Here is a 25,454-nt window from a genome sequence, read left to right as displayed (position 1 = left end):
ATTCATGGATATTAAGTCGCCAGCACAGAATACTACTGAGCAATATGATGTAGTCATTATTGGTGCTGGACCGTCTGGCAGTGTTGCTGCGTCTTTACTTGCTGCTGATGGAATGTCAGTGTTGATACTAGAAAAACAGTATTTTCCACGCTTTTCTATTGGCGAAAGCTTGTTACCTCAATGTATGGAGTTTTTAAAAGAGGCTGGACTTGAACAGGCATTAGATAAATACGCGAAAGAATTCGGCTTTCAATATAAAAATGGTGCGGCGTTTCACAAAAAAGGCAAAGACTCATCGTTTGATTTTACTGAAAAGTTTAGTGAAGGACGTGGCACAACATATCAAGTAAAAAGAGGGCTTTTTGACAAGCTACTTGCTGACGAAACAGAAAAAAAAGGTGTGAGTATTTGCTACGGTCATCAGGTCAATTCAGTTGCCAACCTTGAGCCGGACGTCTGCCTTGATGTTAGTGATGACAATGAACAACCTTATCAAGTTAAAGCAAAGTTTCTGCTAGATGCCAGTGGCTTTGGTCGTGTGCTACCTAGGTTGCTTGATTTGGAATTACCATCAGATTTTCCAATAAGGCACAGTTATTTTAGTCATTTTAAAGATGGCATTAACTGTCCTGAGTTTGATCGCGATAAAATTCTAATTACTGTTAATCCAAACCATAGTGATGTTTGGTACTGGTTAATCCCATTTTCTGATGGCAGTGCAAGTGTTGGTGTTGTTGGCCTACCTGAACGTTTTGATGAAACATTACCGGCAATTGATACGCTACAGGCTTTTATTGCGCAAGATGCGAACCTTCAGCGATTATTGAAAAATGCTACGCCGTTGCAAGATGCTAGAGTTATTAAAGGCTATTCTGCGGATGTAACTAAGCTATGGGGCAAAAACTTTGCTTTATTAGGCAATGCCGGTGAATTCCTTGATCCGGTATTTTCTTCGGGCGTTACCATTGCGATGAAATCTGCATCTTTAGCTGCGCCATTAGTTAAAAAGCAAATACAAGGCTCAAAAGTTGATTGGGAAAGTGAATACGCCGAGCCATTAAAATTTGGCGTTGATACTTTTAGGTGCTTTGTTGAAGCTTGGTACAATGAGAGTTTTCAAAATGTTGTTTATCATGATCAACATGATGATTCGGTGCGCCGTATGATCAGTTCCATTTTAGCGGGCTATGCCTGGGATGAAAAAAACCCATACGTAGCGAAAAGCGTTAGACGATTAAATGTATTGGCTGAAGTATGCCAAGCTGGATAGTTAAATTGAATTATTTCACCAACAAGCTATTACTCGTTTCCTTGATGTTTTTGTTATCAGGTTGTGCGCTAACATCGAATAATAACTCGATACACTTGACGGAAAACTTGGCCTTAGTGTTAACGCCACCACCGAGTGAAAAAGTTGGGGAAATTAATAGTCATTTAGTCGAGATAACTAATAAAGGTAAAAGTCACCGCTTTATTGCACAAGTAGAATACAGCAATAATGAAATTGCTATGGCAGCTGTTTCATCTGCTGGCGTGCCGTTATTCGATTTTCGCTGGTTTGATAAAAAAGAAACTGAAGTTAATCAGTATGTGCCATTACCTTTTGCTGATATAGGTTTTATTATTGCCGATATGCAGTTATGCCATTGGCCCTTAAGTATGATTGAAACATCATTGTTAGGCACCAATGTTAGTGTCAGTCAGCATGATAACCTAAGCCAGAATCAAATTATTTGGCAGCGAACCATTTTAGATAATAATCAAGTTATTATTAAAATTGAAAAGTTTGATGATGGCTATGAATTAGAAAATATTATCAGAGGTTATCGCATTCGCTTAACCAACCTAGATAAGGAAAGTTAGTGACTATTTGTTTGAAAGAGTTTGGCGTTGTTTGTGCGCTTGGTAATGATAAGCAACAAGTATTAAAAGCGTTAATTAGTGAAGATAAAAAATATTTGTCACTCGACAGTGAGTTGCCGATTGATGCGCCTCAGTATGTTGGACGTGTAGGCTTGCCTGCAGATCTAGACGTTCAGCAAATATCGACTAATAACAATAAACTGGCTTATATTGCTTACCAACAAATTGCTGACGCTTTACAGCCGCTCATTAGCCAATACGGAGAGCACCGAGTTGCCGTGGTTATAGGCACCAGTACTGCAAGTATTCATGAAGGTGAGTTAGCGAGAAAAGAATTAGCAACACAAGGGCAATTTCCGAGTGACTTTAAATATGAAGTACAAGAAATGTCAGCGCCTGCGACTTACATTGCAAAGTTAGCAAATGCGAAAGGCCCAGTGTACGGAATTTCAACCGCCTGTTCTTCAAGTGGTAAAGCGTTAGTGAGTGCAAGCACCTTACTTGATAATGACTTAGCAGACGTCGTTATTGCTGGCGGCGTGGATAGCCTAACGCAATTAACTCTCAATGGTTTTCAATCATTGGAGTCGATAAGTAAAAATATATGCCAGCCTTTTCAACGTGACCGCGACGGCATTAATATTGGTGAAGCTGCAGCATTGTTCATTATGACAAAAGATAATGACGGCATTCAATTACTAGGTGCTGGCGAAACATCAGATGCTTATCATATATCTGCGCCTTCACCTGACGGTAGCGGTGCTGCAAGTGCAATGGCATTAGCGATTGAAAATGCCAACATTAGCGCGAAGCAAATTAATTATGTAAATTTACACGGCACAGGCACGATTAAGAACGATGAAATGGAAGCCTTAGCAATGGCCTCTGTTTGTGGTGAAACAGTTCATTGTAGTTCAACCAAGCATTTGACTGGTCACACACTTGGCGCTGCGGGCGCGCTAGAGCTAGGACTTTGTTGGTTACTACTAAGTGATGATAATACCGCTCGTAAGCTGCCGGCAAATTGTAAAGGCAATGCTATTGATGAACGTATGCCAACAATAAAGCTGAGCGAAGGTGAAAAGCTAGATAAACTGCAATATTGCCTGAGTAATTCTTTTGCCTTTGGTGGTAATAATTTCAGCGCAGTTATTGGGAAAAATTATGAATAACTACGATATAACCGAGGTTTTACCTCATCAAGCACCAATGATTTTAATTGATTCGCTAGAATATTATGATGTTGACTCTTGTCGATGTACTGTTGCTATTACGCAACAGAGCCCATTTTATAACGAATTAAAAACAGGCGTACCCAGTTATATTGGTAGTGAATATATGGCACAAGCTATTGCTGCATTTGCTGGTGCTCACGCTTTAGATGATAAAGACTCGGTACAAATTGGCTTTTTACTAGGCTCGCGAAAATATAAAACCATGCGCTCACATTTTGCGCTTGATGAAATTTTAACGGTAACGATTAAAGAACTATATCGAGAAGATTCAGGATTAAGAGTGTTTGAGTGTGAAATATTAAGCGCTGAAAGTGAAGTGCTAGCTCAGGCGAATATTAATGTGTTTCAGCCGAAAGATCCTGATGCATTTATACAAGAAAGTTACGCATAAAATATCTTTGAATAAAACAAAATAAATAAGAAAAGTGAAGAATGATAATGACAGGCGATATTAAAAGAATTCTAGTAACCGGCTCTAGCCGAGGTTTAGGTAAAGCAATTGCGATTAAGCTTGCTGAAGATGGTTTTGATATTGCCGTACATTGCCGAAATGGACTTGAGGCTGCTAAAGACACTCAAGAACAAATAATAGCCCTTGGCCGTAAAGCGACCCTTTTACAATTTGATGTTTGTGACCAAAAATCAGCAAAACACGCGATAGAAAAAGACATGGAAGAGCACGGTGTTTACTACGGTGTTGTTTGTAATGCCGGTATTACTAAAGATATGGCATTCCCTGCCATGGAAAGTGATGACTGGAGCAGCGTTGTTAATACCGCATTAGATGGTTTTTATAATGTTATTCATCCGGTCGTTATGCCAATGGTAAGAGCTAAAAATGGCGGTAGAATTGTTACTATGGCTTCTGTTTCTGGCATTGCCGGCAATAGAGGACAAGTAAATTATAGCGCTGCTAAAGGTGGTGTTATCGCGGCAACTAAAGCCTTATCTTTAGAATTAGCTAAGCGAAAAATCACCGTGAACTGTGTTGCCCCAGGGCTAATTGATACCGATATGACACAAGACTTACCGTTAGATGAAGTGAAAAAAATGATCCCACTTAGACGCGTTGGTAAACCAGAAGAAGTTGCTGCGACAGTGTCATTTTTAGTTTCAGACGGTGCTGCCTATATCACTCGGCAAGTCATTTCAGTAAACGGTGGAATAGTGTAATGAAAAGAGTCGTAGTTACTGGAATGTCGGCGATAACGGCATTGGGCGATGATTGGTCAACTTTCAGAGCGGCACTAGAAAAAGGTGAAAATGCTGTTGAGGTGATGCCAGAGTGGCTGAAATTAGACGGCCTGAATACTTGCTTAGGTGCACCGGTTAAGCTCTTTGAAAAACCAGCACATTATAAACGTAAAATGGTTCGTTCAATGGGGCGGGTTTCATTAATGGCAACGCGTGCAACAGAGCTGGCACTAGAGCAAGCGAACCTTTTAAATGACGCCGCATTAACTGATGGTCGCACTGGTGTTTCGTATGGTTCATCAATAGGTTCGACAGCGCCATTGGTTGCTTTTGGAAATATGATGGAAAACCATACGATGGATGGTGTAACGGCGACGAGTTATATACAGATGATGTCGCATACTGCACCAGTTAATATTGGTGTTTTTTTCGGAGCTAAAGGCCGAGTAATTACCACGAGCTCAGCCTGTACTTCTGGCTCTCAAGGAATTGGTTATGCCTACGAAGCCATTAAATTTGGTAAGCAAAAAGCGATGATTGCTGGTGGTGCAGAAGAGCTTTGTGTCACAGAAGCTGCTGTATTTGACACCTTATATGCCACCAGTACTAAAAATGATCAACCAAAACTAACGCCAAAACCGTTCGACAAAGACCGAGATGGCTTGGTCATTGGTGAAGGCGCTTGTACCTTAATTTTAGAAGAGCTTGAACATGCTAAAGCGCGAGGCGCCAATATACTTGCAGAGATTGTAGGTTTTGGCTCAAATTCTGACGGTAAACATGTCACTCAGCCTACCGCTGAAACCATGCAAGTCGCGATAGAGTTATCGCTTGAAGATGCCGACTTAAATGCCGATGTCATTGGTTACGTAAATGCGCATGGCACTGCGACCGAAAAAGGTGATATTGCTGAATCAAATGCAACAGCTAATGTCTTTGGTAAAGTGCCGATGAGCTCATTAAAAAGCTATTTAGGCCATACCTTAGGTGCCTGTGGAAGTATTGAAGCATGGGCTTGTATTAACATGATGCAAGACAACTGGTTTGCCCCAACGCTGAATTTAGACAATGTAGACGAGCAATGTGGCGATCTAGACTATATTGTTGAGCAAGGTCGAGATATCGAAACAGACTATGTGATGAGCAATAACTTTGCTTTTGGCGGTATTAATACCTCATTAATATTTAAGCGCTGGCAAGGCTAGTTATAGTCTTTAATACGCTGGCGGTTTTTATAACGCTTGTAATACGGTAGAAAGAATAAAATAACGCCAGTTATTGAAATGAGCAATAGCACAATTGACAGTGGCAGTGTGAACCATAGGTTTGCGCTGTCTTGCCAATAAGTAAAGTCATGTAGCTGTTCGATAAAGTCTGAGCGGCGATAAGCGGTTTTAAGTATTTCACCTGTCGTTGCGTCAATCTGAATTTCCCATTCTGATTTTGCTCTTATTTTTATAATCCCTTTTCCTGGGCGAACATCTAACCTGTCGATGGCTTGCCACGAATCAATTTTTGCTTCGGGAACTGATTTGGCAATCGTTAATACTTGCTCAAAGCTGATACTTGGTTGGTTTTTTACGCTGCCTTTAGCACTTGCTGGTTGAATATATTCCACATCTTTTTTAAGTAACAATAGAATACCGCTGATCAATATGATCAAAAATGGTATCGCAATAACGATACTGGCCCATTTGTGGGTGCTGCGGTTAATTCTATTAAAGTTCATTGTTACTCATAGTTAAAAATTGTCTGTTGTTACATGTACACTTAAAACTGCCAAACACCTTTGAAACTCAAGGTTCTTTCTGGTTGATAAGCAGCATCTTCATCGCTTGAGCTTTTGTATAAGTTGTCGGTTAAGTTAATCACCGAAAGGTTTAGCTGCAAGTTGTTATTTACCTGATAATTGAGCTCAGTATGCCAAATAAGCTCACTTTCTCGTGCGAATTCAGAGGCGCCGACATCTTGTTGTGAAAATTGATAACTTAACTGCTGGCGAATATTGATACTATCATTTTGCCAGTTTAACGACCATTTAAATGCTTTTGGAATACCGTCATCGACAATATTATTATCGTCATCTTGACCTTGCTGCCATTGAAAGCCAAAGCTAGATAGCCAATGCTGGCTGATCTGCCAACTATTGGTTAACTCAAAACCTTGTATTTTTACTTGTTGATTATTTCGGTAATATCGCACGTTATCTAACGTATATCGCTCGATAAAGTCATCAATAACGTAGTGATAACCATTGAATGCTGTTTTGAAGTTCGGGCTGAAATTGTGTGCTAACGAAAACTGTAGGCCGAAACTTTTTTCTGGGCTTAATGCGCTATTGCCTTGGGTATTACCCCTTGGCGTTTCACCAGAAAAAAATAGTTCACTCACAGTTGGAAATCGAAAAGCATTAGCCACTTGTAAGCTCACTGAAGTGCTTTGTGAAAATTGATAACTGGCATTGGCCGATAATGATAAAAAATTATCTTGTTTAGTTTGTTGAAGTTGACTGAGTTTTATCCTGTCATATCTGGCACCAGTAGCGAGTGTAATATCATTAAAATGCCAATCATGAAGGGCATAAATAGCAAAAGTATCTTCGTCGGCATCAATCATGTCTTTTTGCCAAGCTAACTCATTCGTCGCGGTAAACTCTCGTTCGCCAATTTTAATATTGTGGCGACCAAGCCATTCTGCTCCCATCACAGTATTGTTAACAAGCCAAGAGCCATAAATACCAAAGGTATCTGACTGGTAATCAGTTAGATTTCTACGAGAAATGCTACCACCGTCATTAAGTCGCGTTATGTCGGTTTGCCATTGTTGACTGTGTTGATAAAGCTTTACTTGCCATTTTTCGGCAACAGAAAACTCTATTTGTGACAAGATATGATCATCTTGCGGATAATTGCTAATACGCTCATTAGGAAAAGTAATTGAGCTTTTGCCAATATCATCTCCTTGACTGACAATGGCAGATGCAAAAATATCAATGTCGTACCAACTAAATTCACTTGAAAGTGTTGCCGCTTGCTGTTGGTAAGAGGTATTGAGTTCATTGTGGGCATTTGTTGGCGCTTTTGCATTATCGGCTTTTCGATGCACTAAGCTTGCGTTAATACTGTCACCAACAAAATTGGCCGAAATATGCTGCGCATTGTCTTGTGCCTGGGTTGCAAACTTAATAGCTGAAGTGTTATGAGTTTGAGTTGAAATACTGACCACACCACCCATAGCATCAGAGCCATAAAGTGTAGATTGGGGACCCTTTTGAATATAGACCTCTGAAATTAATTCTGCAGGAATAAAAGAAATAGAGTTACCAGCCCTTCTATCAGAAATAATCGGAATGCCATTAACTTCGGTTTTAATTCTCGCACGACTAAAACCTCTAATATTGTAACTTTGAAATAATCCACCTTGACCATTGAGATTTACACCTGCGCTTTGGGAAATTAAATCGGCAACTGTGTGTTGTGCGCTAATAATTTGTTCTGGATAGATGAGAATATTATCGCTGGTACGGGTGTCGTTGAGTGACTTTATTGCTTTTGAATATGAAATCACCATGATCTCGGTTTGCGGCTGATTATCTAATGCCGCGTTTTTCCCTACTACGTTTGAGTCCGCTTTGTCTGAGCCTGCTAAAATTTGAGTTGCTGATACAGGTAAAGCCGAGCAAATAAGTAATAAGCCGCAGGATAATTTTGTTGAGTTATTGAGCACAGTATCTTACTTATTCTGATAAGTGTATGTAGACGAATTGATGATCAGCGCTCGTCACATAGCGAGCTAAGTCTTCTTCTGCTGGGCCTTTAGTCACGCGTCCTAAACTGTCGAAACGTGCGCCATGACAAGGACAAATAAAACCATTTTTTTCTACAGAAACAGCACAACCTTGATGAGTACAAGTGAGTAATGATGCGACAAAGGTATTGTCATCTAATTTAGTAATACCAATACCATGTTGATTATAAGCGATGGTGACAATACTGTTTGCTAAAAATAAGCTTTTATCGACCACGAGCTTATTTCCTTGTTGTATCGCATCAGCATATTTTACTGTGCTTTTGCAGGCAGGAAGTATACAGGCAGTGGCTAAACAGGCCGTTTTTAAAAATTCTCGACGTTTCATTACGATGAATGTACTCGTTTTTTGGTTTTATGATGGTAATGCGCTTTCTTTTTCCGCGATTTACGGGCAATTTTAATATGAACAAGCAATAATGTTGGCAGCAGTAATCCAACAATAGCGTGAGAATTGCCAAGTAAGGTATGCCAATCTTCGCCAACTAAATAGTAAAGGCTGTAGGCCGATAGTAGTGAAAAAACAATAAAACTCATCAGGGTGACACCTGACTTTTTGGCTTTGCCCAGTGTCCAAGTTTTTGAAACATGTGAAGTAAAAATACTCCCCAGTGCCATTAACATCATAAATGCGGCAAAACCGTGTAGTTGCAAAAAAGGATATTGTAGAAAATGTGATTCTGGGCCGAAGTCTCCTTCCACCATGGCAAAGTTTCTTAGTAGCCAAAAGCCTGAACCGCTAAATACACTTAAGCTTAAAAATCCATAAAATAAATAGCGATACTTTTTGGCTATTTTTCGACTAATGTTGGACATAACATATTCTCTAGTTTACTTGGCGGCTAAAGCCGAATCTATTGGTGGTTATGGCTTTAGCACAATAATGATTTAATAATTTTTTTGCATCCTTGCGTTTCATTAGTGCGACAATTTTGGTCAGTGCATCGGCTTGCATGGCGCTATCAGCAAAAACAGAAATACAGCCTTTAATGGCGTTATATTGTCGTGTTTTTGGATTGAAATACTGTGAGCCTTGTTGTTGGTAATAACTGCCACTACTTGCCAAGGCGGTATTGAGCAATGTTAATTGCTTTAATGCGCCTGAGCGGCGCGCATACTTTATTGCCACTTGCTCTTCAAACCAGTCAATTACTCGCATATCGCCGCCGGCGTTAATATAGCCTGAAACACTACTCGGTATTTTAGAAATGGCTTGATCGACGGCATACCCTTTAGCAATACCACCTAAATCAAAGAAAACAGGCTTAGCACTGCAAATGCTATTGTTTGTTAGTGTTACGTCACTAAAGTTACCGTACGGCGGCTGATTTTTATGCCTGATAAGATGATCAGGCAAGTATTTGTCGACAACTAAATTTGCTGCTACCGAAATATCATAAATACCGGTAGATTTTTGATGCAAGTCACTGGCGAACGAGAGTACCTTTATCAGATCGTTAGAAATCTTTTTAACCGAAGTTGGCGCAGATATTAATGCCAAATTAAGTTGTGATAATTCACTGCTTTGCTGATGAAAGCTTAAAACCTGTTGTACTCTCTCAATCTCTGCAAAGGCTAAATTTGAATATTCAATCAGCGCTTTTTCAGGCAAGTCAGCTTGCAAATTCACTTCAACAAAAGTGCCTAATAGTGGCCGGCAGCGAGTAACTTGGCGTACGGTCATAATAAAACTTACAGTGCGATTTTACTAAGCACACTCGACCACGTATGGTTAAGTCGATTGATACCATCTGTTACATGACGACACGATAAGGTAGCGCCGGAAATATTCTTAATTTGTTTATCGAGTTTAAGAAATTCACTGCTGTCTTTGCCGTGAAATTGTGCACGCCATTTCGGGTGCATAATTTGGTCGCCGTATGTTTCTCGGTAGGTCATTACTTCAATGCCCATTACTTTACCATCAGCACTAATCGCGACGGCCAAATCAATGTTTTCATGTTTACCGATAACCTGATCAACAATAAACCAGCCGCCATCTTCCGAGCGCCAGCTATTAATATGATGGTTGCGAACGCGAATATCAGATAAGTCTTCAATTAAGTCAGCTTGCTCTTCTGTCAAATCCACAGGTGCAGGTGTCAGCTTTTGTTCTGGCCACAATATTTTTTGTGCCTGCGCTATGGTTAAGTAACTTTTAGCAAAAGCGACTTGAATGGGTAGTGCTAAACTAGCTGCCGTGGCAACTAAACCTTTTAAAAATCGTCTACGTAACATACTCATGATAGTGATTAACTTGTGATTATTAAAAATGCAAAAGGCTTACAGGTAAGTGTAAGCCTTATCGAATTAAGCTAAGTGCATAAAATTTCTAGAATTCGTAACCATAAGATAAACCGATGTGCATTTTTTCATGCTCATCCCAGTTACGACCGTTACGAACATCAGCGTGCTCAGAACCGCCGCCACTAATTTGCCATAGTACGCCAGCAGTCACCCACCATTTTTGTTCAGCAAAGTGTAATGTTGGTCCGAAATAGTTACCACGTTGATGTTGGCTACCAATGCGGAAGTCACTTAAGTCAAAATTAGATTTCTTTAAGCCAATCGTGTAACCGTCTTCATCAAAGCCATCTTCAGTGTTACCTTTTTCCGCTTTATCTTGCGGATTTAAGTAATCTGATTGATGTCTAAATTCTAAACCAACAAACCATTGTGGCGCGAAACGGTAAGAAATTGCGGCAGCAATATCAACCGCGAATTCATCTTCAACAACCGTACCTGATTTTCTGCGTTCAAATTCAGTTTTAATGTTTAGTACAGTAACAACTGTGTCATCTAAAAAGTCTTTTTGGAAAAATAAGGTACCAACAAATGAATCTTGATCGATATCTGCACCATCTAAACGATATTTGTCACGACGTTCATAAGCTAAACCATATGAAAAACCAAACGCATCTTTGTACGGGCTTAGTACGTTATATTTCATGGCAAGTTCATAACCAGCAAATTGCGTGTCGCTAAATTTACCAGTACCGTCGCCTGCTTCACACATAGGACATGGAGCGCCTTCGTCTTCTGAGCCGACATCGTAATCGTGATCAAAAATAATGGCTTCAACAGCAACGGTTAAGCTATCGGTGACACCATATTCAACTTCAGGACGAATATCGTGGAAAGTATAGTGATCGCCTGCATTTTTATCTAAACGAATAGTGTCAGCAATTTTAAACTCGTAGCTACCTGCCGGGCGTGTATCGGTGCCTTTTGCGTAAACCCACAGGTTTTCGCCAGCAGATGCAGTAAAGGTTGCAGCAGAAATTGCCGCAGCCATGATGGTATTAAAATTTAGTTTCATGTTAATAAAGCCCAAATATATCAAAGAGAGAGGTCGTTTTTGTTATGCGGGCATTATAATTAGTTACAAAACGTAACGCAACTGATAACTGTTATCATTTGTATTTGTTGTTGGGAATATTGATTTTTCTTAATAGGAGGTTTCAATAGTTAGTAAGCAGGAAATATCGGGTAATTATTGTATTTTGGGTGCAGCTCTAAATAATCACACCAAGTACTGAAATTTTGGTAGTTGTAGCGTGTATCTGTTGCTGTTATCCATTGTGAAGTTGTTTTAGCGCGCAAACGAAACTTCTTCTTGAAGCCGTCAATAGCAACATAACAGGCCAAAACAACCAGCGTATCATTTGTAATTCTTACTTGGGTAAAGCCTGCAGCATTAACATTGAAGGTACTGACTGTTTTTGGTTTTGCCCAACTAAGAGGGCTTATAATAAATAAAACCAAACAAAAAATTTTAATCATGTTCATAAAGTAACTTATTGTTTTATAGGTGGTTATATTTAACTATTTATTGTATTAGTTAAAATCCTATAATTATTATAGAGATTATTTTAATTATACCATTGAAAGCCCTAATGTCTGTCTCCATAACTATTATCAACAACAGAAAAGTGTCATAAAACGACAACTATTAAAGACGCAGTAAAAGAGAACTTATTCATGGCTAACATTACTCCAATTAAAAAAGAAACACATCAAAACATTAAAATTGCCGCAAAACGTGACTTATCCCATGTCGCTAATCAACATATTGCGCCTGTTACCGCACCTGAATATTCACAAGCGGCAACTAGCTACCCAATTGTATTAGTGAAAGATAATGATTCTGAACGCTACCGCAGTGTTGCTATGCTTGGCCTAGAGGCGGGCGAAAACCTTTACCATAAAGAAGATTCTTGGAATGCAGTATATATTCCTCAAAGCATTGCAATGGCACCATTTTCTTTAGGTTTAGACCCAGAGAAAGAAAAAACCTTAACAGCGTGTGTTGACTTAGATAACAAGTTTGTTGGTGAAGATAAAGAGAATGAGTTATTTGATGCTGATGGCAATGACACTGAATTCTTTAAAGGTGTGCAAGACTCATTAGGTCGTTTATATGACAATGAAGTCATGAACGAAAAATTCATTAAAGAATTATTAGACAATGATTTATTAATGGAGCTTGAGCTAAATGTAAGTTTTGCAGCTGGCGAAACTAAGAAGCTTGTTGGTCTTTACGGTGTTGATGAAAAGAAAGTACAAGCCCTAAGTGATGATAAAGTTCTTGATTTTCACAAGCGTGGTTTATTCATCCCAATTCACGCGATGTTAGGTTCAATTGGCCAAGTTAACCGTTTAGCGCAGTTGCGTAACCAAAGTGAATCACCGGCAAAAGTTAATGCTATCCGCTTTACGCCAGTAACAGCAACAGAAGAAAAATAACCAAACTTAATTATATTAAGATTGAAAAAGGGCCTTACGGCCCTTTTTGCGTTATTGGACAAATTATTATCAATAACTTGTTATAGAATCCAAAAATGAATTTTAATTTACCTTTTTAAACCTTTATGTTTATTATCTAGTCAGTGTTTTAGCAGATATTGATTTAGAAAACTGAGTAACCATGGAACAGATGAAAAATGTCGATACCATATTGGCGAAATTAAAAAACCAAGGTGCAATGACTTCTGGTGAATTAGCTAAAGTACTGGCAATGACCAGTATGGGCGCTCGGCAGCATTTATTGCGCTTAGAAGAAAAAAAGCTCGTTAGCCACTTTCTGCAAAAAGCGGACGTAGGCCGACCAAAACAAATGTGGCAACTTACCGAATTAGGCCATAAACGTTTTCCAGACCGTCATGCGGATCTCACTTTGCACTTAATTGAATCAGTCAGCAATATATTTGGGGAACAAGGTTTAGAGCAAGTTATTGCCATGCGCGAAAAGCAAATGCTTGAGAAGTATAAAGCCGCTTTAAGTGTGTGTACTAGTCTAAATAGTAAAATTGAAACTTTGGCTTTACTTCGCTCACAAGAGGGCTATATGGCCAGTGTTGAAAAGGTATCGACAAATGAGTACCTATTGATTGAAAGCCATTGCCCTATTTGCGCGGCGGCAACACAATGTCAAAATTTTTGTCGTTCTGAGTTGGTTATTTTCCAGCAATGCTTCGGTGACGGCTTTTCTGTCGAGAGAAGTGAGTACCTGCTTACCGGTGATCGTCGGTGTAGCTATCGTATTCAGCAGTGCTGATCAGTGATACTAAATAATGGTGAATAAAAACTAAACCTCTGCTAGGATGATTTTCGTACCATGATGTATATTTGACCTAGGGTTAGGGACTAATACCGTATGACTGAACAGAAAAAATTACCGAGTGATGTTGAAGAAAATATTCAAAACTTAGCGGGCGAAATCTACGTCCAAATTGAAGATAAAATTACTGCGCTTTTAACGGATTACAGTAAAAATATACCACTAACCCCGCAAGTTATTAATCAGCACCCGAGCTTCCAAGCGCTCAGTAAACAGCATAATGAATTATCTCAGCAAAAAGATGCCGCACAACAATTACACCGTAATGAAATTGATAGCCTTAATGTTGAAGTCCGAAAATTGCAGCAGCAACTTAGCCAACAAAGCCAAGAGTTAGAAAATCATGCCAAATTAAACACGGCAAAACTCACCGATACCGAACAAGTGTTAAAAGAAAAGTTACAAGAAAATTCAACACTTACGCAACAAGTTAATCAGCTAAAAATAAGTTCGACTAAAAGCCAACAGGCGCTTAGTCAGGCGCAACAGCAATCAGAAGAATTAGCATTAACCGTCGCTAAGCTAAAGCAGCAATATGACAGCCTTGAAAAGAGTGACAAAGCAAAAGCTGCGGCTATGTCGGTACAGAATCAACAGGTATCTGAGTCGCAATTAAAATATGAACAAGCTGCCAGCGAACTTGAATATTTAAAAGCCAAACAAGAGCAAGCGCTAAAATCGAGCAATGATTTACTTTCAAATGAGCAAAAGCAAGCCGCAGAACTGATTAAGCAAAGACAAGCTCTGGAAGAAAAAGCGCTAAAACAAAACCAAAAAGTGGCTCAGTTACAAGCTGAAAATGATGCCTTAATGCTTGATATTGAACAAGGCCGCAAGTTACAAGCTAAGCAAGTGAAAGAAGCGGCAGATTTAACAAAACAACATCAGCAATTAACGAGTGAAAGTAAAAATCAACAGCAGAAAGTAGGGCAACTTGAAAAAGAAAATGCGCTGTTGAATAGTGAAATTAGCAACAACAATCAGCAAACTAAGCAAGATAAAAGTGAAATAGTTAGGTTACAAAAAAGCCTTGAAGCACTTGAAGATAATATCGTTAAAAGTAATGAAAATAATCAAAAGCTAAAGCAAGAGTTACGGATGTTTGAGCAAAAAATTGCTGAACATAAAGTTGAACAAGAAAAACTCAAAACTAGTAATCAGCAATTAAAAGAACAGCAGCAGCGAGAGATAGAAAAGTTAGCATCGCATCAACAGCAAGCAGTTAATAAACTAGAAAAAAACCTCGAAGATAAAGAAAAAGCGCTCAGTGAATTACAAAAAAATGCTGATAACACAGAGAAGTCGTTTGAAGCAAAAATTGCTCAGCAAACGCAAGAAATTTCCAACCACATTGAAAAACTAAAACAAGAACAACAAGCTCAGCAAGCGTTGAGTGATAAAAATACTGAGCTGGCCAATGCGGTGCAAGAGCTTGAACAACAAGTCAGCCAACTAGAACAAAACTTGCAAACAGAAAAATCTGCGGCAATTAAAAACCGAGAAATGGTACGAGAAAGCAAAAGTAAACAGGAATTGGAGTATAACAAAGCACGAGAAACCATTAAGTATTTACGTGATGAGAATACAGATTTAAATCATAAACTTGAACAGCAAGTTAATGAATTGGAAGATAAGCTCACTGAGTATCGTTTACGCTTTGAATATGCACAGAAGCAGTTAACGAAAATGTCTAAATAGGGTTATACTAGCGCCCTACTTTTTAGATTGATAATGAGACATAACGTGGTGATTCACCTCCCTTTTAAAAAATTAAGTCAATGGCAGCAAGTAGCATTTTGTGCGGCATTATTGGAGCGCATGTTGCCGAATTATCAAATGTTTGCTGAGCACGCGGAGTTTGGTGAATACAAAGTGTTGCGAAACCAGCTTGATCTTGTTTGGCAATGGCTGGACAAAGATAGCCGCTGTAAAATAAATTATGATGCGCAAATTGCTAAACTAGAAGAGCAAGTGCCAGATCCAGAGGCTTTTGACTTTTTTGGTGTTTTTCCTGCCTTAGACAGCGCAATGGCACTTATGTCGTTGTTTCAATCTATGCAAGACACACAAAATAGTGCTTTTGAAAACATCGGCAAGTTATCGGAAAACAGTGTTAGTTACTATGTTGAATTGAGCCTAGCACAGGAAATGGACGAGCAAACGCCTGATGAAGAAGAGCTTATTATTTCTCCGCAACAAATTAACGCGCACCCATTAATGGAATGGGAAAAAGCAACGCAAAATGAGCTATTTGATTTCCTAAAAAATGCCAGTGAAAACAAAGCTACTTGCCAGCAAGCTAAAGCCTTAGTATTAGAAGAAGGCTTGTCAAATTTGGGCATAGAAATTAATCACTAGTGTAGAAGCCCGTTACGTTTTAACTTTTATGAGTCGCTATGCCGTCAGTTAATTACCAAACCATGACCATAATTCAGCGTTTGTTCTTATTAAGAACCATCGCTATCGTCATTCAACTATTTACGGTACTAATCGTCTATTTTGTTATGTCATTGCAAATAGCGTTGATGCCGTTAGTGATTGTTATCATTGTTGAAAGTGTTTTTCATGCGTTTAGCATATTAGCCTTTCGAAAACGCAGCGCTGGCAATTTAGCGATTGTTTTTCAATTGGTGGCGGATGTTGTTTTTTTAACAGTTTTACTGTCATTAAGTGGTGGTGCTACCAATGCCTTTGTTTCGTTGTTGCTATTGCCGATAGTCATTGCCGCGGTAAGCTTACCAGCACGCTATTTGTTGTTTATTTCGCTATCGGCTGTGGCGTCATACAGTGTGCTGTTGTTAACCATGCCAGAACATACCATGCATCACATGGATATGAGCAATCATTTTATTGGTATGTGGGCAAACTTCTTGTTATCTGTGCTGGTAGTGACTTTTGTTGTTGGTGCAATGGCACGGGTGATCACCAACCGCGAGCGAGCTATCGCTTTGCAGCGTGAAGATCAGTTAAAGAGTGAGCAGTTATTGGCGCTGGGAGTCGCATCGGCGCAAGTTACCCATCAAGTAGCAACACCGCTAGCGAACCTGCAATTATTGTATGAAGAGTTGGCGGAAGATTATCCTGAGCATGAAGCGGTAATAGCCATGGCAGAGCCGCTTCATCAGTGTACTAGTCAACTGGGGTATTTTCGTTCTTTAGCCACTTCTATTCGAGAAAATAAAAAAGCCCGATTGTCGATTGATGAGCTAATAGAGCAGCTGGTTGATCAAATGCACTTTCATTTCCCAGAGCAACAACTCGATATTATTCAGGCAGAGCCCATTGACGCAACAATAGAGTCTGATGCCATGTTATTACCGGCGCTGTTGAACTTAGTACAAAATGCTATTCGAGCAAACCAAGAAAATAAGCAAAATAAAATTACCTTAACGGTGGGCGTGAAAGAAAAATCCTTGTCGTTAAAGTTACGCGATTTTGGTTTAGGCATTGAAGCGAACATGAATCAAGCCCAGCGTGCTGTGCTTGGTGAGCAAATGGTTAATAGCGAATCAGGTTTAGGTATGGCGGTATTTTTATCAAACTCGACCTTTCATCGACTCGGTGGCAAACTTAAACTGCTAAATCACCCTGAACAAGGCTGTATTGCTTTAGTCAATTTACCGCTATTGGAAGAGAAACTATAAATGATGAAGAAATTGTTAATCATTGAAGATGATGTTTCATTTGCCGCCACGCTAGCTAGGCGCATGGCAAAGCATGACTTTAACTGTCAACAGGTTCATCAGGCTGATCAAGCTTTACATGCATGTTTGCAAACTAAACCGGATTACATTTTATTGGATATGAAGCTCGCTTCTGAAAATGGCTTAATGCTAATAAAACCAATTCGGGCTGCTTTACCTAAGGTACGTTTAGTCTTACTCACAGGCTTCGCTAGTGTTGCTACTGCGGTGCAAGCGATGCGCTTAGGCGCAGATGACTATTTGGCAAAGCCGGTCAATACGCAAATGTTACTGACTGCTTTAAACTCTGAGCAAGAGCAGATCAAATCCGTAGCATTTGATGTTGATACCATGTCGGCTGAACGTGTGGAATGGGAACATATTAACCAAGTGCTAAACAGCAATGATGGCAATGTCTCGGCAACAGCTCGGCAATTGGGTATGCATCGTCGAACGTTACAAAGAAAATTACAAAAAAAACCAGTATCAAGATGATACTGGCTCTACTATACCCGCTCTACTTCAAAATATACTTTCAGAACTAAGCTAGGAATTCAGTTCAAGGCGCAATATGTAGATAATGGTTATTCCCTTATCAAATATTGCAACGCTGGCCTGATTTTCTAGCTTATGTTCCCTACGGGCAAGCCGATAAAGGGTCATCTCCTGCGTTATTGATTTTGACAATAGAATACTTTTCTCTTCAATCAATGTCTTGTAGCTACCCCTTTTTCGACTTGCTGAAATGCGTATTTTGAAATAGAGCGGGTATCACACCAAAATATAGTTAATGGCAGGGTGGCGCCATCAAAAATAGCGGTTAAAACTGGTAATCCACAGCCAGATATACATTTCTTCCCATAGCACTAATTTTGTCTCCAACGGCAATTTCACTGCCATTGGCGCGATTAACTCCGCCAAGGTGATCGCTGTACTGCTTGTCCAATAAATTGTTGGCACCCACTCGAACTACTAAACCACTGCTAACAAAATAATCTACTTGCCAGTCAACAACAGCATAACCAGCTGATGCTTTTTCATTGTTGAGCTCAGAGATTTTATTTTGTGAACTGTAAGCATGAATTGCTAAGTTACTTTGCCAATTTTTATATTGGTAATTTAAATTGATACGGGTATTGAATGGCGAAATACGGTAAAGATCGTCATTTATATCGTCACGTTCTCCACGCACATAGCTAACAATCCCCGACAATTTAAATTGCTCGTTTAAACGATAATGCCAGTTCATATCGGCGCCGTATAAGGTTGCGTCAATATTGGTGAAGGTTAGTGGGCTGTCATCACCCATCATACCTGCAACCATTTTCACTCGCATATCGGTCGATGGTGTGCCTTGAATGTAGTTATCAACTTTTTGGTAAAACACTTGTGGAGCGATGGCAAAGTCACCTTCGTCATATGAAATACCAGCATTAATTTGATAAGCCGTTTCGTTGTCTAAATTGATATTACCAACATAAGTTTTGCCATCAGCCAAACCTCCAGTTGCTTGCATAGGCACCCATAAGTAACGTTCTTGGTAACTTGCTGCACGTTGTTTAACAGCCACAGAGTAGTTAACTGCTGTAGTATTGGTCCATTGATATTCGCTACTGAAGGCTAAGTCAAATGTGGTATCTGATACGCTGCGGTCAGCATCGTTAAATTCGTCTTGTAGGGCTTTGATATTCGGATTCATCATCGCCATTGAATGAGATATTTCACCCGCGTCAGCGCTATTGCTTTTTACTCTAAGCCCTATGGTATGTGAAAATTTGCCACTACTTGGTGTCCATTCAGCAAAAATTGAATGGCGCGCATCTTTAACATCATTAAAGTTTTTAATTTCAAACATCATATTTTCTGGGTTGGTGATCACAGAATTATGTTCGGCGTCAAAACCCTCAAGGCCAAATAACCAATCACCTTGGCTTAGCAATAACTTGTAGTCTAATGATTGTGCATCGGCGGTATTATAGCGGTACATACTGGCGTCCATACTTTGACGTTGACTAAAGTTATCCATGCCATGTGTGGCATCTTGGTAACCTAACTGCCAGCTTAATTGCCAGTCATTTAATTGTAATTCACCATCAAGGTTGTAGCGGTCAGAATCGATGTAATCGATATCCATCGGCAATGCTGGTGTACCAGAATCGTCGGTTTTTGCGTGGTGCCAAGTTGCGCCAATTTGCCAATCTTTACCTTGATGACGTACATCTATACCGTACTGCTTCTTATCGTATTTTGTTGAAGATATAACGTTACCTGCACCATCTTCATAGTCATCACCACTTTGGTCGGTTAAATACAACAAAATGCCGGTGTTTTCATTGCTAATATTAATGTCGCCAGCAATCGTTGATGCATCATTAATGTCGTTGTAGCTAAGGGCTAAATCACCACTTAAAGCCGAACTAGTATCTACTTCTGCTTTTTTAAGATTAACTTCAACAGCACCGCCAAGGGTATCAATACCAATGCGCACTGGCGCAATTCCGCGGTAAACAGACACGGACTCAACCATAATCGGATTAATATAAGTTAACGGTGCATCCATAGCGTTTGGTCCAGCGCTAACAATTTTTTGGCCTCCGATAGTTTTGGCAATGCGATCACCGAACATGCCACGATATTGAGCAATACCTGTGATTGGGCCGTTTTTATTAATGTTTGCCCCAGGTACGGTTTTTAGCCAATCAGCCACATCAGGCATCACTAAATTACCTTCTGCTAGCGCTGTTTCAGAATGCGTTAATTTGGGGGCTTCTATGGTGATCACTTCAATACTGTTGTCGTTAACATCTTCAGCGAAAACATTTACTGAGCCGACGGACAAAACGAGAGCAAGTGTTTGGGAAATTTTTGAGAGTTGCATTACTACATCCTGATAATAAAAATGGGCTAACAGAATGATTTTTACTGAAGTTTTTCTTAAAAACAAAACAAGTTAGGCAGAGTGCGACATTATGTCGCATCTGGGTTTGACGCAGATCAAGTTACAGCGTTTTCCGAGGGATTAGGCGTGATAAAGATTAATTTATCGCGCCTGATAGCTATTTTAAATAGGTGTAACCTAGCAAGCATTCATCATAAAAGTCGATCAAATTAACCCCTTCTCGAGGTTTGATTTTTCCACGGGCGATTTGCTTATCAATCTCTTTTTTTACCACCTGTGCCATTATTGCGGGGGTATATTGCATTGTTGATAACACGTTTTCTACCGACGAACCTTTCACCACTTCTTCAATGTAAAAGTCTTTTGGGTCATCATCGTAGCTGACAATATGCACTTCATTTAAGCGACCAAAAAGGTTGTGCATGTCACCCATCACATCTTGATAAGCTCCAGTTAAAAATATACCAATAAAGTAGTCTTCATCAGCGTTTAATTGGTGTAACGGAATATGTTTTGCAACTACGTCTTCACCAATAAATTTGTCAATTTTGCCATCACTGTCGCAAGTAATATCCACTAAACTACACAGTTTGCTTGGTTTTTCGTGCAAACGAGAAATAGGCATAATGGGCAGTACTTGGTCGATAGCCCAAGAGTCGGCAGCAGATTGAAATACCGAAAAATTGGCTAGATATTGCGAAGAAAGCATTTCTGAAATAGAGTCTAACTCTTCAGGTACAAACTCATTGTTTTTCAGTTGTTGCTCTATGGTGTTGAGAATGCGCCAATACATGGTTTCAACCTTGGCTAATTCATCTAAAGAGAAAATACCTAATTTGAAAGCATGCATTGCTTGTGATTTTAACTGTGCAGCATCGTTGTAAACTTCTTGATGATTATTCTCTTTGTCAGTATCAGTAAGGCTTTGTTCTAATTCACGAAAGTTTGTAACAATAATATGTTCGCCGGTTAACTTTCGGGTGTTATATTGTGTGCCGCTGGGATGAATTTCACCAATCACTTTTGTTACCACGCAAGAGTGGTGTGCCGTCATGGCGCGGCCACTTTCACTAACTAAGTGTGGATGTGGAACAGCTTCCAATTCACAGTTTTGTTTAAAGCCGTAAACAATATCTGCAATGTATTCTGATAAGTTGTAATTGCACGAAGAGTCATTGGTTGATTGCGAGCCGTCATAATCAACCGCTAAACCACCACCAACATCAACATATTCAAGAGGAACTCCCTGTTTTACCAGCTTACAGTAGATTAGTGACGCTTCTTGAACGGCTTCTTTTATCGCTCTAATGTCGGTTAATTGGCTGCCAATGTGAAAATGTAATAGTTGAACGCAGTCACTTAATCCTGCGGTTTCCAACATATTAATGGCATTTAAAATTTCCGCGATACTTAAACCAAACTTTGCTCGTTCACCACTTGAGTTTTCCCATTTCCCGCGGCCTTTCACCATCATTTTTACCCGTAAGCCAATTATAGGTTTTACGTTTAATTCTTGTGAAAGCTTTATTAGCTTTGTCAGCTCACTGAATTTTTCGATAACGATAATGATTTTTCGATCAATTTTTAAACCGAGTAAGGCTAAACGTAGATATTCTTCATCTTTATAGCCGTTTAAGATGGTTAGTGAGTTTTTGTTGGTATTGTAGGCCAAGGCGGCAATAAGCTCAGGCTTAGAGCCCGCTTCTAGCCCGTAACTGAAGCGACTGCCGGCATCAACAATCTCTTCGATCACTTCGCGCATTTGGTTTACTTTTACGGGAAATACGCCGAAATATTGCCCTTCGTACTGTGCTTCTTCGATGGTATTTCTAAAGGTTTTGTTAAGTACTTCAACTTGCGAACGTAAAATATCATGGAAACGGATAACGGCAGGAAACTGAATGCCAGTATTTTGCATTTCTTCAATAATTTCGCGCATATTGATTTTTAAATTGGGCTGGTCATAACGTGGAGTAACATTAATGTCGCCACTATCGCCAATATCAAAATAGCCATTGCCCCAACGATTTACTCGATAGGTTTTTTTTGCATCTTCTATGGTCCAGTGATTAGGTAAGTTTTTCAAGGCAGGCTCCTAATTTGGTTGTAAACAAAGGATTAATTCACGTACAACTTTAGCTGCGAATACGTCGCTGTTGCCGGTACGATCAATATTGGGTGCTAACTCAACAACGTCGCAGCCAACAAAGTTTTTAGCTGTTAGTATTTTGCAAAGACTAATAAATGAATGAAAGTCTTCACCACCTGGCTCTGGTGTGCCAGTTCCAGGGAAGAAGCTGGGATCGAAATAATCTAAATCGAGAGTTAAATATATTGGTCGCTGATCATCAATACTTTCAATGCTCTGTAAAAACTCAGCGCGAGATTTGCATAGGGTGTTATTGGTCTTCATCCACTGGTATTCTGCTTTGGTACCTGAGCGAATGCCGTATTGTATTAAGCTATGTGCAGGGCCAAACTGCTCGTGAACGCGGTGAATTATCGCCGCGTGTGAATGATGAAAACCAAGATAGCCGTCGCGTAAATCGGCATGGGCATCTAAATGAATTAATACTAAGTCATCATATTGCGCTAAATAGGTGGTAATAGGTGCGAATGATATTGAATGCTCGCCACCTAAGGTCAGAACTTTGATATTATTTTCGCGTAAGTTTTGTTTGCCAAATAGGGCAGTAAAATCATCACTTGCGGTTTGCCATTGTTGTTCGATATTCTTATGTTGGTCATCGCTAGGGGTAATGCGAGTAGACAGATTACCTAAATCAAAAAATGTTATTTCTTCAAGATCTGCTTCTAGATAAGGTGAAAATGACTCAATGCCATCTGACACCTTACGTAGGGCATTTGGTCCGTCTTTAGTGCCTTTGCGAAAGCAAGCGGTGCCATCAAATTCAAAGCCAATTAAGTGAACACTATTACTAAATATTCCTTGTGCCGGTTGAGCAAAATCAAACAAGGTATCGGGTGGCGTTAATGTGATATTAATCGTGGATATTTTGTCTTGCGCTGCTAATGACATGTTGTGATTGCTCATTAGAATATACCTAACTAAAGACTAACTATTTAAAAATCGCAATTATGCTGAAAAGTGAAATAAAGTATAGTTTTTTTTAAATATATCGTATCGTGTTGTTTGATGTTAAATAGCGACTATTTTTATTGAAATTGGTCTTTTTTTTTGTAAAATAGCGCGCACTTTTTTGCTGGTATTTTCAGCGCGTTGTTAGCTCCTTTGATATTAATACCCGGGGACAAAATGTTACCCCTGTATAGAGGATAGATTATTGTTTTTTGAAGGCTCAGAAAAAAAAGCAGAGATTATGGTAAACCCCGCTCAGCTTTCTTTAATTGATGATATTGCCGATGACTTTTGGACCGCTATGGTCGAACGTTGTCATGCCCATATTTTATCGTCCATCAATAACGGTGAATGTAAGGCATTTTTACTGTCTGAATCTAGTTTATTTGTTTGGCATGACCGATTACTTATTTTGACGTGTGGTAATACGCACTTAGTTCATGCGGTTGAATTTTTTATTCAGCAAATAGGCATGGATCAAATCAGGCAAGTGATCTATCAACGAAAAAATGAATATTTTGCTCATGCTCAGCCGAGTACCTTTGGTGATGATATTAAGCTATTAAGCCAATATATGCCGAGCAAAGCTTATCGCTTTGGTGAGCTAGACAGCCACCACAATTATATTTTTCATCAAGACAATGAATTTAAAGCTGAGGTTAAAGATAAAACTTACGAGCTTTTAGCATATCAAATTAGTCAACAAGCGTCTGATAAGTTGACCACCGTTGGTTTAAAAGCCGAGGAAATTCGTCAATTTCTGCAGCTTGATGCACTATTTAGTGATTTCATGCTGGATGATTTTGTTTTTGAACCATTTGGCTACTCGATTAATGCCATTCGTGGTGAAGAATACTTAACCATTCATGTTACGCCACAAGCCAATAGTAGCTATGTCAGTATTGAATCTAATATTAACTTAATTACGCTTGCGGCAACTTTTTTGAAAATTCTTGCCCCTAAGTCATTTGATTTATTAAGTTTTAATGAGCTTGAATTTGCTGAATTAACTGAACAGTTTGTACCAAAGCATTATGTCATTAAGTCAGCGGTAACTGAGCGTTTAGTAAATAGTTATACCGTTCACTTTGCCAATTATATTTTACCGCAAGAAACCTTTACGCAAGCTACAGAGCTTGATATTGCAGGAGAAAACCATGCACTCTGATTTATGGGTTGAAGAAAAATTCCAAGACTTTTTAGGTTTAAAATTCAAGGTTGAGCAAGTGCTTTTTTCAGGAAAAAGCGAGTTTCAAACTGTTGATGTGGTTGAAACTAAAGGTCATGGCAAAATGTTGCTCAATGACGGGTTAATTATGGTGACCGAGCGTGATGAATTTGCTTATCACGATATGATAGCTCACGTGCCATTGTTTGTTCATCCGGCACCTAAAAATGTACTGGTTATTGGCGGTGGTGACGGCGGTACCGCACGAGAAGTGTTGCGTCATCAAGGTGTTGAAAAGTGTACTATGGTTGAAATTGATGCCATGGTAGTTGAAGCATGTCGTCAACATATTCCGCAAACCTCAAAAGACTTAGATCATGAGAAAATGCAATTGATCATAGGTGACGGTGTGGAATTTGTAAAAAATACAACAGAAAAATTCGACGTAATTATTGTTGATAGCACTGATCCAATTGGCCCGGCACAGCCGTTATTTGGTGAAGCTTTCTATCAAGATGTTTTCAATTGCTTGTCTGATGACGGTATTGTTGTCTCTCAAGGTGAATCTTCTTGGTATGCCATGGATATTCAGCAGTCGTTATTGAAAGTGTTAAATGCTGTATTCCCAGCCAGTTATTTATATTCTTTCAGTAACTTAACTTACCCAGGCGGCTTATGGAGTTTTACTTTTGCCAGTAAAAAATATCACCCAACTGTAGATTTTAATCCACAACGTGTGATTGAGAGCGGTTTAGACTTTCAATATTATAATGAAGCACTGCATAGTGCTGCGTTCGCTTTGCCGACATTTGCTAAACAAGGGTTAGCGGGTTTAATTAATAATTAGCTTTTCCTGATTGAGTCACGGTAACCCTGCTGTGGCTC

25 protein-coding genes are annotated in these 25,454 nt (G+C 39.4%); 14 read left to right on the top strand and 11 right to left on the bottom strand.

The window, feature by feature from the left end; translation table 11 throughout:
* Positions 1–4: 4 nt before the first annotated feature.
* Genes AC27JP_RS06535 through AC27JP_RS06510 form a run of 6 tightly spaced genes read left to right on the top strand, consistent with a single transcriptional unit; the run spans position 5 to position 5,497 of the window.
* On the top strand, positions 5–1,270 hold the full coding sequence (locus AC27JP_RS06535; protein WP_487113189.1) for an NAD(P)/FAD-dependent oxidoreductase: 1,266 nt from the start codon (positions 5–7) through the stop codon (positions 1,268–1,270).
* A complete protein-coding gene (locus AC27JP_RS06530) occupies positions 1,255–1,863 on the top strand; it encodes a DUF3261 domain-containing protein (RefSeq protein ID WP_487113187.1) in 609 nt (202 codons plus the stop codon). Before AC27JP_RS06535 ends, AC27JP_RS06530 begins: the two co-directional genes overlap by 16 nt.
* The gene (locus AC27JP_RS06525) at positions 1,863–3,035 is read left to right on the top strand and encodes a beta-ketoacyl-ACP synthase (RefSeq protein ID WP_487113185.1); all 1,173 of its coding nucleotides are present in this window, start codon (positions 1,863–1,865) and stop codon (positions 3,033–3,035) included. Before AC27JP_RS06530 ends, AC27JP_RS06525 begins: the two co-directional genes overlap by 1 nt.
* A complete protein-coding gene (locus AC27JP_RS06520) occupies positions 3,028–3,489 on the top strand; it encodes a hotdog family protein (protein WP_487113183.1) in 462 nt (153 codons plus the stop codon). Before AC27JP_RS06525 ends, AC27JP_RS06520 begins: the two co-directional genes overlap by 8 nt.
* A gap of 47 nt (positions 3,490–3,536) precedes the next feature.
* A complete protein-coding gene (gene fabG, locus AC27JP_RS06515; protein WP_085300181.1) occupies positions 3,537–4,271 on the top strand; it encodes a 3-oxoacyl-ACP reductase FabG in 735 nt (244 codons plus the stop codon).
* Positions 4,271–5,497 carry a beta-ketoacyl-ACP synthase gene (locus tag AC27JP_RS06510; RefSeq protein WP_487113180.1) on the top strand — a complete coding sequence of 409 codons (1,227 nt, stop codon included), beginning with the start codon at positions 4,271–4,273 and terminating at the stop codon, positions 5,495–5,497. The genes fabG and AC27JP_RS06510 overlap by 1 nt, the downstream gene beginning before the upstream one ends.
* On the opposite strand, the gene AC27JP_RS06505 is transcribed toward AC27JP_RS06510, so the two are convergent.
* From AC27JP_RS06505 to AC27JP_RS06470, 8 genes are all read right to left on the bottom strand, one after another.
* Entirely contained in the window at positions 5,494–6,021 is a 528-nt protein-coding gene (locus tag AC27JP_RS06505) for a PepSY domain-containing protein (RefSeq protein ID WP_487113178.1), read from the bottom strand. The two genes, AC27JP_RS06510 and AC27JP_RS06505, sit on opposite strands and share 4 nt — an antisense overlap.
* 41 nt (positions 6,022–6,062) lie before the next feature.
* Positions 6,063–8,018 carry a TonB-dependent receptor plug domain-containing protein gene (locus AC27JP_RS06500; protein WP_487113176.1) on the bottom strand — a complete coding sequence of 652 codons (1,956 nt, stop codon included), beginning with the start codon at positions 8,016–8,018 and terminating at the stop codon, positions 6,063–6,065.
* Between the two features lie 10 nt (positions 8,019–8,028).
* On the bottom strand, positions 8,029–8,427 hold the full coding sequence (locus AC27JP_RS06495) for a QcrA and Rieske domain-containing protein (RefSeq protein ID WP_487113174.1): 399 nt from the start codon (positions 8,425–8,427) through the stop codon (positions 8,029–8,031).
* Positions 8,427–8,915 carry a hypothetical protein gene (locus AC27JP_RS06490; protein WP_487113172.1) on the bottom strand — a complete coding sequence of 163 codons (489 nt, stop codon included), beginning with the start codon at positions 8,913–8,915 and terminating at the stop codon, positions 8,427–8,429. Before AC27JP_RS06490 ends, AC27JP_RS06495 begins: the two co-directional genes overlap by 1 nt.
* A gap of 10 nt (positions 8,916–8,925) precedes the next feature.
* Positions 8,926–9,783 (bottom strand): FAD:protein FMN transferase, encoded by an 858-nt coding sequence (locus tag AC27JP_RS06485; RefSeq protein WP_487113170.1) that lies wholly within the window; start codon positions 9,781–9,783, stop codon positions 8,926–8,928.
* An 8-nt stretch (positions 9,784–9,791) separates the two neighbouring features.
* Positions 9,792–10,343 (bottom strand): FMN-binding protein, encoded by a 552-nt coding sequence (locus tag AC27JP_RS06480; RefSeq protein ID WP_487113168.1) that lies wholly within the window; start codon positions 10,341–10,343, stop codon positions 9,792–9,794.
* A gap of 88 nt (positions 10,344–10,431) precedes the next feature.
* Complete coding sequence (locus tag AC27JP_RS06475; RefSeq protein ID WP_487113166.1) at positions 10,432–11,418, bottom strand: DUF6662 family protein; 987 nt, start codon at positions 11,416–11,418, stop codon at positions 10,432–10,434.
* Positions 11,419–11,567: 149 nt separating this feature from the next.
* Positions 11,568–11,888: a hypothetical protein gene (locus tag AC27JP_RS06470; protein ID WP_487113165.1), complete on the bottom strand. Its 321-nt coding sequence runs from the start codon at positions 11,886–11,888 to the stop codon at positions 11,568–11,570.
* 192 nt (positions 11,889–12,080) lie between these two features.
* Here AC27JP_RS06470 and AC27JP_RS06465 point away from each other — a divergent pair, with 192 nt between their 5' ends.
* The 6 genes from AC27JP_RS06465 to AC27JP_RS06440 all read left to right on the top strand — a co-directional run bounded on the left by AC27JP_RS06465 (position 12,081) and on the right by AC27JP_RS06440 (position 17,897).
* Positions 12,081–12,845: a SapC family protein gene (locus AC27JP_RS06465; RefSeq protein WP_487113163.1), complete on the top strand. Its 765-nt coding sequence runs from the start codon at positions 12,081–12,083 to the stop codon at positions 12,843–12,845.
* A gap of 181 nt (positions 12,846–13,026) precedes the next feature.
* Positions 13,027–13,656, top strand: a complete 630-nt coding sequence (locus tag AC27JP_RS06460) for a helix-turn-helix transcriptional regulator (protein ID WP_487113161.1) — start codon at positions 13,027–13,029, stop codon at positions 13,654–13,656.
* 99 nt (positions 13,657–13,755) lie between these two features.
* The gene (locus AC27JP_RS06455) at positions 13,756–15,417 is read left to right on the top strand and encodes a hypothetical protein (RefSeq protein ID WP_487113159.1); all 1,662 of its coding nucleotides are present in this window, start codon (positions 13,756–13,758) and stop codon (positions 15,415–15,417) included.
* A gap of 33 nt (positions 15,418–15,450) precedes the next feature.
* Entirely contained in the window at positions 15,451–16,077 is a 627-nt protein-coding gene (locus AC27JP_RS06450) for a YjaG family protein (RefSeq protein WP_487113157.1), read from the top strand.
* A gap of 38 nt (positions 16,078–16,115) precedes the next feature.
* Positions 16,116–17,363: a sensor histidine kinase gene (locus AC27JP_RS06445; RefSeq protein WP_487113155.1), complete on the top strand. Its 1,248-nt coding sequence runs from the start codon at positions 16,116–16,118 to the stop codon at positions 17,361–17,363.
* 3 nt (positions 17,364–17,366) lie between these two features.
* Positions 17,367–17,897: a response regulator transcription factor gene (locus AC27JP_RS06440; protein WP_487113497.1), complete on the top strand. Its 531-nt coding sequence runs from the start codon at positions 17,367–17,369 to the stop codon at positions 17,895–17,897.
* A gap of 325 nt (positions 17,898–18,222) precedes the next feature.
* Here AC27JP_RS06440 and AC27JP_RS06435 read toward each other — a convergent pair whose 3' ends face one another.
* The 3 genes from AC27JP_RS06435 to speB all read right to left on the bottom strand — a co-directional run bounded on the left by AC27JP_RS06435 (position 18,223) and on the right by speB (position 23,356).
* Positions 18,223–20,280 (bottom strand): TonB-dependent receptor, encoded by a 2,058-nt coding sequence (locus tag AC27JP_RS06435; protein ID WP_487113153.1) that lies wholly within the window; start codon positions 20,278–20,280, stop codon positions 18,223–18,225.
* 178 nt (positions 20,281–20,458) lie between these two features.
* Complete coding sequence (speA, locus tag AC27JP_RS06430; protein WP_487113151.1) at positions 20,459–22,387, bottom strand: biosynthetic arginine decarboxylase; 1,929 nt, start codon at positions 22,385–22,387, stop codon at positions 20,459–20,461.
* Between the two features lie 9 nt (positions 22,388–22,396).
* Positions 22,397–23,356, bottom strand: coding sequence for an agmatinase (gene speB / locus AC27JP_RS06425; RefSeq protein WP_487113149.1), 960 nt, complete (start codon positions 23,354–23,356; stop codon positions 22,397–22,399).
* A gap of 250 nt (positions 23,357–23,606) precedes the next feature.
* Here speB and AC27JP_RS06420 point away from each other — a divergent pair, with 250 nt between their 5' ends.
* The gene (locus AC27JP_RS06420) at positions 23,607–24,569 is read left to right on the top strand and encodes an adenosylmethionine decarboxylase (RefSeq protein WP_487113147.1); all 963 of its coding nucleotides are present in this window, start codon (positions 23,607–23,609) and stop codon (positions 24,567–24,569) included.
* Complete coding sequence (gene speE / locus AC27JP_RS06415) at positions 24,559–25,416, top strand: polyamine aminopropyltransferase (protein WP_487113145.1); 858 nt, start codon at positions 24,559–24,561, stop codon at positions 25,414–25,416. The genes AC27JP_RS06420 and speE overlap by 11 nt, the downstream gene beginning before the upstream one ends.
* The last annotated feature ends 38 nt before the right edge of the window (positions 25,417–25,454 follow it).

It is taken from the genome of Colwellia sp. SU-HH01172 (assembly GCF_057553355.1).
This window is presented reverse-complemented; position numbering and strand designations above follow the sequence as displayed.